We start from the raw sequence: 12,397 nt of genomic DNA, 5'->3' as shown, positions 1-12,397 counted from the left end.
AAAGCTTTTGCCCACAGCATAAGCACGGTTTAGCCTACGATAGAGAAAAGTCTTCGTTTGACCCTGAAAGGTTTCCGGTGTCCACGCCTTTGCCACCTACCGCCCCAAATCCTTTGCGCTCCCCTGACGACAAGCGCTTACCTCGTATTGCCGGACCGTCTGGAATGGTTATTTTCGGCGTCACCGGTGACTTAGCACGCAAAAAATTACTTCCCGCCATTTATGACCTAGCCAATCGTGGCCTACTACCAGCTGGGTTCACTTTAGTAGGTTATGGTCGCCGTGAATGGTCCAAATCGGATTTTGAGGAGTATGTCCGCAAAGCGGTAGAGGCCGGCGCGCGCACGACTTTCGACGAAAATGTGTGGATTCGTTTAGCTGAAGGCATGCATTTTGCCGCGGGCAATTTTGACGATGATGCTGCCTTCGACAGCCTAGCAGCGGACTTAAAACACTTCGACGAGACTCGTGGTACCGGTGGGAACTGGGCTTTCTATTTGTCTATTCCACCTGGTTTCTTTGCCGATGTTTGCCACCAGCTTGAACGCACCGGTATGGCGCAGGGACCCGACCACGCGTGGCGGCGCGTCATTATCGAGAAGCCTTTCGGCCACGACTACGAGTCAGCTCACGAACTGAACCGGATTGTCAATGCCGTTTTCCCAGAGTCGTCGGTCTTCCGTATTGATCACTACTTGGGCAAGGAGACGGTTCAGAACATCATGGCTCTGCGTTTTGCGAACCAGTTGTTCGAACCGTTTTGGAATGCTCACTACATCGATCACGTACAGATCACTATGGCCGAGGATATCGGGCTCGGTGGGCGTGCAGGCTACTACGACGGTATCGGCGCAGCCCGCGATGTCATTCAAAACCACTTAATTCAGTTACTTGCATTGGTAGCGATGGAAGAACCTACATCGTTCGAAGCTGCTCAGTTACAGCAAGAGAAGATTAAAATCCTCACCGCCACCAGTCCGGTTGAGCCGCTCGAAGAGACGACGGCCCGGGGCCAGTACACAGCGGGGTGGCAAGGCTCCGAATACGTAAAAGGCCTCCGCGAAGAAGACGGATTTGATCCTGAGTCAAAAACCGAAACGTATGCAGCATGTACCCTCGAGATTGCTTCTCGACGTTGGGCCGGTGTCCCCTTCTACCTGCGTACTGGAAAGCGGCTAGGCCGTCGCGTCACCGAGATTGCACTGGTATTCAAGAAGCCACCGCATCATCCATTTGGTGAGCACCACACCGGGGCAATGGGCGAAAACGCGGTTGTGATTCGAGTGCAACCGGATGAAGGCGTCCTGATGCGCTTCGGTTCTAAGGTGCCTGGCTCACAGATGGAAGTCCGTGACGTCAACATGGATTTCTCCTATGCAGAGGCATTCACCGAAGAATCGCCGGAAGCCTACGAACGCTTAATCCTGGACGCTCTTCTCGACGAATCCAGCCTGTTCCCAAGCAACACCGAAGTCGAGTTGAGCTGGAAGATCCTAGATCCGATTTTGAATTTCTGGCAAAAACATGGGAGGCCTGATGATTACGAGGCTGGAACGTGGGGTCCAGAAAGCGCGGACGAAATGCTGGAGCGTAGTGGTCGCTCATGGCGCCGGCCATAAGCAGCGAAGAAAGGTACTTTGATTATGCACATCTGTCTCAGCAACACGTCGACTCGGACAATTTCTTCGCAGTTGCAGCGTATCCACGAAACTACAGCTCAAACAACTGGTCGCGTACTCACATTAATCATCATGGCAACTGCTCAAGATGACTTAGAAGCACTCATGACCGTCACTACCGACGCTTCTCGCGAGCACCCTGCTCGTGTGTTAGTGCTCGTCGATAGTCGTGATAGCAACGTACAGGAAGACTCTCGGGTGGACGCAGAGATTCGCGTCGGTGGAGATACTGGGGCGAGCGAATTAGTCGTGATGTACCTGCATGGCCACGTCGCGGACCACCCAGATGCAGTCGTGACTCCCCTGCTCTTGCCCGATACACCAATTGTTGCGTGGTGGGCTTCTCAAGCGCCCAAGAACCCTGCACAAGACCCAATTGGGAAAATCGCGCAACGCCGCATCACCGACTGCTTCAACGACCCGCATCACAACACGCTGGGCCGCCGCTGCAGCTACTATGAGCCAGGTGACTCTGATCTAGCTTGGGCTCGAATTACCCAATTCCGCGGACTTATCGCGTCCGCTCTGGATGTCTACCCACGTCTACCAATTAAAAAAGTCGAAGTAGCTGGTGTGGACGAGAACCCCAGCATTGACTTGCTCGCGGGATGGCTTGCAGACCGACTGAATGCGCCGGTGCGTCGAGTCACCAAGAAGGACAACAATACTGGCGGTACTCTGCCCGCTTGTTCGATTTCCTTGCATCGAGAAGATGGTGAGATTAATGTGTCCACCACCGAGAACGCAACGGCTGCGCTTTCGTTACCCAATAAACCCGTAACGTACGTTGCATTGAATACCCGTTCGCTGTCCGACTGTTTGGCTGAGGAACTACGACATCTCGACGACGATAAGGCATACGCGGGAGCTCTTGCAGGCGTTTCTCGAATCGAACGAGACGACGATTAATCAATATTTTTAGCATCGCAGCACTACAAGGCGCTGCGGTGCTCTTTCATAGGAAGGAATACGTATGGTCCTGGTGCACCCAACCGATGACCTCAATGATCTTACCCGCATTGTGGCATCTCGTTTTGTTGAGACTGTAGCCCACATCCAAGCCGACGCAACTGGGGTCTCCCAAGATGGTTTCGCTCGAGTTGTACTCACCGGCGGGACGGCTGGTATTGCCGTTCTAAAACGTATTGCGGAATTAGATAGGGCCGCTCAAATACAGGCAGACAGTTTCCCAATTGCAGCTATTGACTGGACGCGAGTGCACGTATTCTTCGGTGACGAACGCGTTGTCCCTGTGGATGATTCTGAGTCTAACGAGGGACAAGCACGCCAAAGCCTTCTTGAGCATGTGAATATCCCAGACGAAAACATACATGGATACGAAGCGTGCTCGCATAGTTTGGAAGAAAGCGCTGAACGGTATGCACAGCTGATTAAGAAGTACGCACCTGACGGCTTCGATATTCATTTGCTCGGGATGGGACACGAAGGCCACATCAATTCCCTATTCCCGCATACTCCCGCAACGGCAGAGAAAAAACGCCTAACTGCAGCCGTGGAAGACTCCCCGAAGCCGCCAGCACAGCGCCTCACGCTAACACTGCCTGCTGTGAATACTGCTGCACGCGTGTGGCTGCTTGTATCCGGTTCCGAAAAAGCTGAAGCTGTACAAGCACTTGTCGATGGCGCTGAAACTTCCGAGTGGCCCGTCGTTGGCGCTCATGGCCGTGATGAGACCGTCTTGTTTGTAACACCAGATGCGGCACCATGAGCGTAGCGTGTGAAAAAGCGGTTGTAGTTCGATGAACTACAACCGCTTTCGGCTATTAAGGAACCTTTACGATCCGTAAGCCTGGAGCAGATTAAGTGCAATGATGCAGATAATCCAGATAAGAGCCATGACCACGGTATAACGATCAAGGTTCTTCTCCACTACGGTGGACCCCGAAAGATTTGATTGGACACCGCCACCGAAGAGGCTAGACAAGCCGCCGCCCTTGCCTTTGTGAAGCAGCACGAAAATAGTCATAAGAACGGCTGCAATCACCAGGATAATCTGGAGCGTAAGAATCATGAATATCCTTCTTTATTTTGTCGACAGGGCGGATAACACTAGACACAATACACTAAACGGCGTGTAACCGGTTAAAAGACGACACGCCGTAGAGCGTAGTTAAGCCTGAGGAATTGACGGCTGCGCCGCAGCTGCAACAAGCTTGGCAAAGTCTTTTCCATCCAAGGAAGCTCCGCCGACGAGTGCGCCGTCGATATCAGTCTGCGAAACAATCTCGGCTGCGGTTTCTTGCTTGACGGAACCGCCGTAGAGAATGCGGAGACCCTCAGCGACTTCTTGGTCAGCAATTTCGGAAATGACTCCGCGAATTGCGGCGCACACTTCTTGTGCGTCTGCAGCGGAAGCCACTTTGCCGGTGCCGATTGCCCATACGGGCTCGTAGGCGATAACAACTTTCTTGAGGTCTTCCGCGCTGAGTCCGGCCAGGGACTCACGGGTTTGGTTGACTACGTAGTCGACGTGTTCACCGGCGTCTCGTACTGATTCAGGCTCACCGACGCACACGATGGGCTGAAGATCATGCTTCAAAGCAGCGCGGGTCTTTTCTGCCACAAGTTCGTTGGTCTCATGGTGGTAGTCACGGCGCTCAGAATGGCCGACGATAACCCAAGTGCAGCCAAGACGCTGCAGCATAGAACCAGAGATTTCACCAGTGTATGCGCCTGCATCGTGAGCCGAAATGTCCTGTGCGCCAAAGCTAACAGCTAGCTTGTCGCCTTCGATAAGCGTCTGGACGGAACGAAGGTCAGTGAAGGGGACACAGAAAGCAGCGTCAACGAATTCGTAGTATTCCTTTGGCAGAGCAAATGCGAAGCTCTGCACAGTAACCATCGCTTCGAGATGGTCCTTGTTCATCTTCCAGTTACCGGCGATGAGTGTTTTGCGAGACATGGATTTCCTTCCGGAAGTTAAATGGTTTTACTTCGACAGTACGGCTACGCCAGGAAGTTCCTTGCCTTCCAGGAACTCGAGAGATGCGCCACCTCCAGTGGAAATGTGGCTGAAGCCGTCCTCATCGAGACCCAAGGCACGGACAGAAGCTGCGGAGTCTCCACCACCAACGACACTGAATGCACCGTGTTCGCGGGTGGCTTCGATGATGGCCTCTGCGAGACCCTTGGTGCCGAAAGAGAATGCCGGGAACTCAAAGACGCCCATCGGGCCGTTCCAGAAGATGGTCTTGGAAGCTACCAGAGCGTCACGGAACTTCTTGACGGTCTCTGGTCCGACATCGAGAGACTGCCAACCGTCAGGGATTGCGTCGAGTTCAACGATCTTGTGCTCAGCATCCTTGTCGAACTCTTTTGCTGCCACAAGATCGACAGGAAGCACAATCTTGTCACCGTACTGTTCGAGTAGCTTGCCACAGGTTTCGATCATCTCTTCCTGCAGCAAAGATTGCTGGACGTTGTAGCCCTGCGCTGCGAGGAAGGTGTAGCACATACCGCCACCGATGATTAGGTTATCGGCCTTACCTGCAAGGGCTTCGATGACACCAAGTTTGTCAGAGACCTTGGAGCCACCGAGAACCACCGTGTATGGTTTTTCTGGAGCAGTTGCGACAGAGTCCAATACGGAAACTTCCTTAGCGACCAAGTAACCTGCGTATGCCGGCAGCTCCTTGGCTACGTCATAGACAGATGCCTGGGCACGGTGAACCACACCGAATCCGTCGGAGACGAAAGCGCCATTGTCTGCCGCAAGAGCCGCAAGAGCCTTCGCGAATTCAGCGCGCTCGGCATCATCCTTGGAAGTTTCCCGGGCGTCGTAACGAACATTTTCCACAAGGAGGATGTCACCGTCGTTGAGGCCATTTGCACGCTCGTGAGCGTCCTCGCCGACGACGTCGTCTGCAAGTGCCACGTACTGGTCCAGTGCCTCGCTGAGCGCTTCAGCAACCGGCTTCAGGGAATACTTAGGGTTGACCTCGCCTTTAGGGCGGCCGAGGTGAGCCATAACGATGACCTTGGCATCGGCGTCAAGCAGGGCTTTGAGAGTTGGCAGCGAAGCCGTAATACGGCCCGGGTCGGTGATGTTGCCTTCGTCATCCAGTGGGACGTTGAAATCGGAACGTACAAGAATGTGTCGTCCTGCAACGCCTTCAGCGAGAAGATCATCAATGCTGCGAAGTGCCACTATTTCCTCTTTTCAGTCGGCAGTATAAAAGGTTGTGTACCAGGATATCTGTTTATGCAAAAGGTCCAGGGTGAAGTGCCCAAGGCACCCCACCCCGGACCTACAGGGGAAACGGTTTAGAGCTTAGAAGCAACCATTTCGGTCAGGCGAAGGAGCTGGCAGGTGTAGCTCCACTCGTTGTCGTACCAGGAAACAATCTTGACCTGGTTGCCGCCGATAACCTTGGTCAGACCAGCGTCAAAGATTGAACCGTGTGGGTCGGTCACAATGTCGGTGGAGACAATTGGGTCCTCAGTGTAAGCGAGGGTCTCACCCATTGGGCCTTCTGCAGCTTCCTTGATTGCTGCGTTGACCTCTTCGACCGTGGTGTCGCGCTTGACAGTCACGGTCAGGTCGGTTGCAGAGCCAGTGATTACTGGTACGCGAAGTGCGTAGCCATCAAGCTTGCCCTTGAGCTCTGGAAGAACAAGAGCCACTGCCTTTGCAGCACCGGTGGAGGTAGGAACGATGTTCACGGCTGCTGCACGGGAACGACGCAGGTCGCGGTGAGGTGCATCGTGCAGACGCTGATCGCCGGTGTATGCGTGAACAGTGGTCATGAGACCGTGTTCGATGCCGAACTTGTCGTTGAGAACCTTTGCGACTGGCGCAAGGCAGTTGGTGGTGCAAGAAGCGCCGGAGATGATGTTGTGCTTCTCTGGATCGTAGTCCTCGTGGTTGACGTTGTAGACGAAGGTTGCGTCTTCGTTCTTCGCAGGTGCGGAGATGAGGACCTTCTTAGCGCCAGCTTCCAGGTGAGCCTTAGCATCGTTAGCGTCAGTGAAGAAGCCAGTGGATTCGATGACGACATCAACGTTGTGGGCGGACCAATCCAGGTTCTTTGGATCGCGTTCTGCGGAAACGAAGATCTTGTGGTCGCCGACAGTGATGGACTCGTCGTCGAAAGTGACTTCCTGGTCGAGCTTGCCCAAGATCGAGTCATACTTCAGCAGGTTAGCAAGGGTCTTGTTGTCAGTCAGGTCGTTGACTGCAACAACTTCAAGGTCGTTGCTGCGCTCAAGAATTGCGCGGTACAGGTTACGACCGATGCGACCAAAACCATTAATGCCAACACGAACAGTCACGATTGAACTCCTTAAATGTATGCGAATCGGGACGCCAGGCATAGGTACCACTTCAACACTTTGGGGAGGTGTGCTACCCAAACCTGTTTACGTTCATCAGTTTAGCGCACTCAGGTCGATTCTCGCCAAGAAAATCCAAAAAGTAATCAGAATTGGGCAGGAATTTTCCAAATTTGTAAAGACACTCGGAAGAAAACGGACATATTCAGACTTTTGGCCGATCTTAATCTGTGAAAGAATTCGAACAAGGTTTAAACCCGCAGCTGAGGTAGCTCATGACCCCTCATCGGGGGTAGTCCTGTTTGAACTTTAGCTTGATGGCATCGCAACAAGACAGCCTATGTGAGATATGCCACAATAGGAAAGAGCGATAACTTAATTAATCACTTTCAGAATTCTGCTCTGTCTTCTGGGTGTCCGGTATTCCTAGCTCAGCTGCACGTTTATCAGCCATCGAAAGTAAACGTCGAATACGTCCGGCGATCGCATCTTTGGTAAGCGCGGGCTCCGCAAGACGCCCCAACTCTTCGAGTGACGCTTGCTGATGCGCTACTCGCAGATTCCCTGCTTCAGCGAGATGTTCTGGAACCTCGTCGCCCAAGATTTCCATAGCTCTTTGAGCCCGGGCCGCTGCCGCAGCAGCTGCTTGGGCCGAGCGCCGCAGATTGGCGTCGTCGAAGTTATCTAATCGCCGTGCACTGCTCGAGGCCTCACGTTGCAATCTTTCCATGTCCCAACGCAGTCGAGAGCCGTGCGCTCCCATTCTGGTTAGCACAGCCCCAATGGCGTCTCCATCTCGTACCATCACTCGGCAACCAGTTCGGCTTTCTTTAACTTTCGGCACCGCTCCAAGCTTCCTACCGCACCCAGCAAGAGCTAAGCCAGCTTCCATACACGGCACCGTTACTTCGAGAGACGAAGCCCTTCCTGGCTCTGTAATATGACCTGCCACGAAGAACGCACCACGCCAGACGGCCTCATGGACTGGAACCTGTCCAGCAACGATTGTACGAGGGAGGCCAACGACAAGGTCGCCGCCACGCGTAATTAGACCCGTTTTTTGGATTAGGTCTCGTGCGCCGTGTTCTGTAACGACCTCATAGCGCATCGCCCCACGGGACGTTGGCGCGGGCATGGGGATAATCTCGGGCCGGGCACTTTCCGAGACTTGAGTCATCAGATTTACCACGCGTTCAGCCACCTCGATGGTGCGGACCCTCACCGTAATCCGCGCTTCCCCTGCAACGTTGGGGCTCACATCCAGTACTCCCCCGAAGCGAATCATCGAAGCTAATTCAGCGCTTTGTTCAGCCGCCTTAGTTGCGCGGACGGCACACAATTCCCTGGCGACGTCGAGGGTTAAAGACATTATCTCAGCTTTCTATCCAACGTAACTTAAAGAAAACAAGCTTACTGGTCACAGCTGTTTCAGAACTTCTGCCACCTTTTGGGGATCATGTAATTCGGAAAGATGACCATTACTGTCTTTCTTTCGCACATCAGCGAAGATTACGCTCGCCCCGAGCTGCGATGCGGCGCGCTCTACGTTGCGACGATCAGAACTTGAACGCAATTCATGTGAATCTGCGACTACAAAATCCATCCGCAAATCAGGCGCGTGCTGTCCCAACATTTGGATGTGTCGTTCTGTTGAGAATCCCGCGGTTTCTCCCGCTTCTGCTGCAAGATTTAGGAACACTACGGTGGTTGCGTCCGTGTTCGAAAGTCCCTGTGAGATCTCTGGTATCAACACATGCGGAATAACCGAAGAAAACCATGATCCCGGACCCAAAGTGACAATGTCGGCCGAAGCTATAGCCGTGAGCGCCTCAGGATGCGCTTTCGGTTGCGCTGGATATAGCTGCACTCTACGTACTTGACCAGGAGTTGAAGCGACGGCTACTTGTCCACGTATATGAGACATTACCTGGGGGTTATCGTGTAAGCCCGCAACTTCTGCTTCGATATCCAGCGGACTAAGACAAACTGGTAGAACACGCCCTTGAGCACCTGCCAAATCAGCGACAATATCTAAAGCCTCTTGCATAGAGCCTAAAGATTCCGCTATGCCTGCGATGAGCAGATTACCTACCGCATGTCCGGCTAGCGCACCGTGTCCCCCAAACCGGTGCTGGAGAATTTTTTCCCAATCAGTATCACCTTCGCCTGCCTGGGATAAGGCGGCCAATGCCATGCGTAAATCTCCGGGTGGAATGCCGTGAAGTTCTTTGCGAATTCGACCGGACGATCCGCCGTCGTCGGCGACAGTGACGACGGCGGTAATCGGCAAACGCGTGACGCTACGGGCTGCTCTTAAAGTCTGGAAGAGCCCGTGGCCACCGCCTAGGGATACGATACGGCGATCACGGGAAATGTGCTCGGACATGCACTATGCTTTCTAAGAATCTAGTTTCGGGAAATATCACGGTGATGGACGCTGACGTCAAGGTCACCGCGCTGCCTAATACGGCGTGCAATTTCTTCTACTACTGCCACTGACCGGTGGTGTCCGCCGGTGCAGCCGATTGATACGGTGACAAAATTTTTGCCCTCGTGCCGGTACCCTGCCTGCATTGAATCAAACATGGCAATGAAATTTTCGATGAATTCCGAAGCTTCAGGCTGTCCAAGAACATAATCTGCAACAGGACGGTCGGTACCACGGAAAGGACGCAGCTCCTGTTTCCAATATGGATTAGGCAGGAATCGAACATCGACTGTGATATCCGAATCGCGCGGAGAACCGTGCTTGAAACCGAAGGACTGAATCGTCACATGTGGTTTGGCTAATACTCGCTCGCCGAAACTCTCCTCAATTCTGCGGCGGAGATCATGGACCGACAGTTCGCTTGTATCGATAACTACATCTGCCGCTTCTTTGATAGGTGCTAACAGCTCACGTTCACGTTCAATACCAACGCTCAGAGAATCTTGTCCTTGGAGAGGATGCGTCCGGCGGACAGAGTCAAAGCGGCTAATAAGAATTTCAGTCTGTGCATCCAAAAAGAGCACGTCAGGACTTAATTCTTTGGCGCGTAACGTCTCAACTGTCGAAGCCAAATTTCCCCCAAAGACCCGTGATCGTACATCTGTCACCACAGCGGCCCTCGTTACTGGAGAATGGGCGTCAGCACACATCGAGAAGAAATCCACGATGAGAGCTGCGGGGAGATTCTGCGCGACATACCAATCGCGATCTTCGAACACTCGAGCAGCGGTACTTAAACCGGCGCCGGACAGTCCCGTTATGAGGAGTGGAGGCGCTTCCAGATGCACAGATTGATTCATGGGCGCCATTCTAGCCCGGAACTTCTACGAACGCGTTGGGGCGCAAAAACTAATTTTCTGCAGGATGCAACGCTTCGTATACTTGCTCCGCCAAATTGGGCCCAAAGCCCTTAACCTGTTGAATCTCTTCAACAGACGCAGTCTTGAGTTTCTTCAACGATCCGAAATGCTTCACCAGATCGGTACGCCGAACTGGCCCTAATCCTGGGATGTCGTCAAGCTCAGAGCGGCGCATCCTCTTGGATCGCTGCTGCCGATGATATGTGATAGCAAACCGGTGAGCCTCGTCTCGGATTTGTTGCAGGAGATATAAACCTTGGGACTGGCGTGGCAGAATGACCGGGTCTTCCTCGCCTGGCAACCACATCTCTTCAAGACGCTTAGCCAACCCGATAAGAGTTACATCCGTTATGCCAAGCTCTTCAAAAACCTCTTGGGCGGCGTTGACCTGCGGCGCACCGCCATCGACAATAAAGAGTTGTGGCGGATAGGCAAATTTGTTTGGGGAGGTGGCCATTTCTTCCACTGCCGCTTCTAACTCATCTTCAAAGGTTGAGCCGTCGAATTCTTCAGCTTCTGGAACTGCGAGTTTGTCTTTGTTGTGGCGGATGAAGCGACGCCGAGTTATTTCTGCGATGGAAGCTACGTCATCGCTATGGCCATCCCCAGCAGCGTCTTTGATGCGGTAGCGGCGGTAATCAGACTTCTTGGGCAGACCATCTTCAAACACAACCAGCGACGCAACGACGTCTGTACCTTGAAGGTGAGAGATGTCGGTACATTCGATACGCAATGGTGCCGATTCCATCCCGAGAGCTTCTTGGATATCGTTTAACGCAGCTGAACGCGCAGTAAGGTCCCCGACGCGTTTGAGTTTATGCTGCCTCAAGGCCTCCTGCGCATTGCGGTGTACCGTTTCGCACAAGGCTCGCTTGTCGCCTCGTTGAGGAACCCGAATTTCCACCGGGCCGCCACGTAATTCTTCCAAAACGGCTTGGGTTTGTTCAGTGTCTTCCGGGAGCGCCTCCACCAGAATCTGGCGCGGGATTACCTGCGTCTTGCGAGGTTTGCTGCTCAGCTGGCCGTCGTGGGAAAGTTGATCCACTCCGCGACGTCGAATGGAGCGTGCGTCTTCCAGCTCTTCTTGTTCGAAACGCGCGATTGCATCGCCATAGAACTGGACCAAGAAGTTTTGCATCAGCGCCGGCAATGCCGGATCAGGTTGTCCCTCTTCGAAGGTTTCTGTCGAGGCTTGGTCGCCGGACTTTTCCACGACCCAACCGCGCTGGCCTTTTACTCGTCCGTCTCGAACGTGGAACATCTGCGCAGCTGCCTCGAGTTCATCGGTCGCAAACGCGATAATGTCGGCATCGGTGCCGTCGCCAAGCACTACTGTTTGCTGCTCCATGAGCTTGTCGATTGCGCCAAGATCGTCTCGTAGACGTGCAGCACGTTCAAAATCTAGTTGCTCGGAAGCAGCCAGCATGTCGGCTTTAATTTTCTTCCGTACTGGGTCGGTATGGCCGTTCATGAAAGCCATGAAGCCGTCGGCAATCTTGCGATGTTCTTCTTCCGACACCCGACCAACGCAAGGAGCAGCGCATTTGTCAATGTAGCCCAACAAGCACGGGCGACCTAGTTGTTCGTGGCGATTGAAAACGCCCTGTGAGCATGTGCGAATTGGGAAGATTCGAGTGAGCAAGTCGAGCGTCTCCCGTACCGCCCATGCATGCGAAAAGGGCCCGAAGTAGCGTACGCCTTTACGACGTGGTCCGCGGTAGAAGAATGCGCGGGGGAAGCGTTCTCGCACGGATACAGCAAGCATCGGGTACGTTTTATCGTCCCGGTACATGACGTTGAAGCGAGGGTCGAACTGCTTAATCCAGGTGTATTCCAACTGGAGTGCTTCAACTTCGCTGGCTACGACAGTCCATTCCACAGATGCACCAGTAAGCACCATTTGCCTAGTCCGAGGATGCAAAGCAGTGATGTCCTGGAAGTAGGAATTCAAACGGGAACGGAGGTTTTTTGCTTTACCGACGTAGATGACGCGCTTGTTCTCGTCACGGAATTTGTAGACACCGGGATCCGTAGGGATAGTGCCAGGAGCCGGCCGATACGTTGCGGGGTCTGCCACA

The 12,397-nt window shown here is 53.5% G+C and carries 11 protein-coding genes; 3 read left to right on the top strand and 8 right to left on the bottom strand.

Annotated features, from left to right (window positions below; genetic code table 11):
* Positions 1 to 77 precede the first annotated feature (77 nt).
* The 3 genes from zwf to pgl all read left to right on the top strand — a co-directional run bounded on the left by zwf (position 78) and on the right by pgl (position 3,408).
* On the top strand, positions 78 to 1,619 hold the full coding sequence (gene zwf, locus ATK06_RS08770; RefSeq protein WP_098389203.1) for a glucose-6-phosphate dehydrogenase: 1,542 nt from the start codon (positions 78 to 80) through the stop codon (positions 1,617 to 1,619).
* Positions 1,620 to 1,643: 24 nt separating this feature from the next.
* The gene (locus ATK06_RS08765) at positions 1,644 to 2,588 is read left to right on the top strand and encodes a glucose-6-phosphate dehydrogenase assembly protein OpcA (RefSeq protein WP_048381636.1); all 945 of its coding nucleotides are present in this window, start codon (positions 1,644 to 1,646) and stop codon (positions 2,586 to 2,588) included.
* 64 nt (positions 2,589 to 2,652) lie between these two features.
* Positions 2,653 to 3,408: a 6-phosphogluconolactonase gene (gene pgl / locus ATK06_RS08760; RefSeq protein ID WP_048381635.1), complete on the top strand. Its 756-nt coding sequence runs from the start codon at positions 2,653 to 2,655 to the stop codon at positions 3,406 to 3,408.
* Between the two features lie 66 nt (positions 3,409 to 3,474).
* Here pgl and secG read toward each other — a convergent pair whose 3' ends face one another.
* From secG to uvrC, 8 genes are all read right to left on the bottom strand, one after another.
* On the bottom strand, positions 3,475 to 3,711 hold the full coding sequence (secG, locus tag ATK06_RS08755; RefSeq protein WP_048381633.1) for a preprotein translocase subunit SecG: 237 nt from the start codon (positions 3,709 to 3,711) through the stop codon (positions 3,475 to 3,477).
* A gap of 99 nt (positions 3,712 to 3,810) precedes the next feature.
* Positions 3,811 to 4,602 carry a triose-phosphate isomerase gene (gene tpiA, locus ATK06_RS08750; protein WP_048381631.1) on the bottom strand — a complete coding sequence of 264 codons (792 nt, stop codon included), beginning with the start codon at positions 4,600 to 4,602 and terminating at the stop codon, positions 3,811 to 3,813.
* Between the two features lie 27 nt (positions 4,603 to 4,629).
* Positions 4,630 to 5,847, bottom strand: coding sequence for a phosphoglycerate kinase (locus tag ATK06_RS08745; RefSeq protein WP_048381629.1), 1,218 nt, complete (start codon positions 5,845 to 5,847; stop codon positions 4,630 to 4,632).
* Positions 5,848 to 5,963: 116 nt separating this feature from the next.
* Entirely contained in the window at positions 5,964 to 6,971 is a 1,008-nt protein-coding gene (gene gap, locus ATK06_RS08740) for a type I glyceraldehyde-3-phosphate dehydrogenase (protein ID WP_048381626.1), read from the bottom strand.
* A gap of 379 nt (positions 6,972 to 7,350) precedes the next feature.
* Entirely contained in the window at positions 7,351 to 8,340 is a 990-nt protein-coding gene (whiA, locus tag ATK06_RS08735; protein WP_048381624.1) for a DNA-binding protein WhiA, read from the bottom strand.
* Between the two features lie 48 nt (positions 8,341 to 8,388).
* A complete protein-coding gene (locus ATK06_RS08730) occupies positions 8,389 to 9,357 on the bottom strand; it encodes a gluconeogenesis factor YvcK family protein (RefSeq protein ID WP_098389202.1) in 969 nt (322 codons plus the stop codon).
* A gap of 20 nt (positions 9,358 to 9,377) precedes the next feature.
* Positions 9,378 to 10,259: an RNase adapter RapZ gene (gene rapZ / locus ATK06_RS08725; protein WP_231913507.1), complete on the bottom strand. Its 882-nt coding sequence runs from the start codon at positions 10,257 to 10,259 to the stop codon at positions 9,378 to 9,380.
* A 49-nt stretch (positions 10,260 to 10,308) separates the two neighbouring features.
* Positions 10,309 to 12,396 (bottom strand): excinuclease ABC subunit UvrC, encoded by a 2,088-nt coding sequence (uvrC, locus tag ATK06_RS08720; protein ID WP_098389200.1) that lies wholly within the window; start codon positions 12,394 to 12,396, stop codon positions 10,309 to 10,311.
* Position 12,397: the final 1 nt, after the last annotated feature.

The sequence above is a fragment of the Corynebacterium renale genome (assembly GCF_002563965.1).
Lineage (GTDB): Bacteria > Actinomycetota > Actinomycetes > Mycobacteriales > Mycobacteriaceae > Corynebacterium > Corynebacterium renale.
This window is presented reverse-complemented; position numbering and strand designations above follow the sequence as displayed.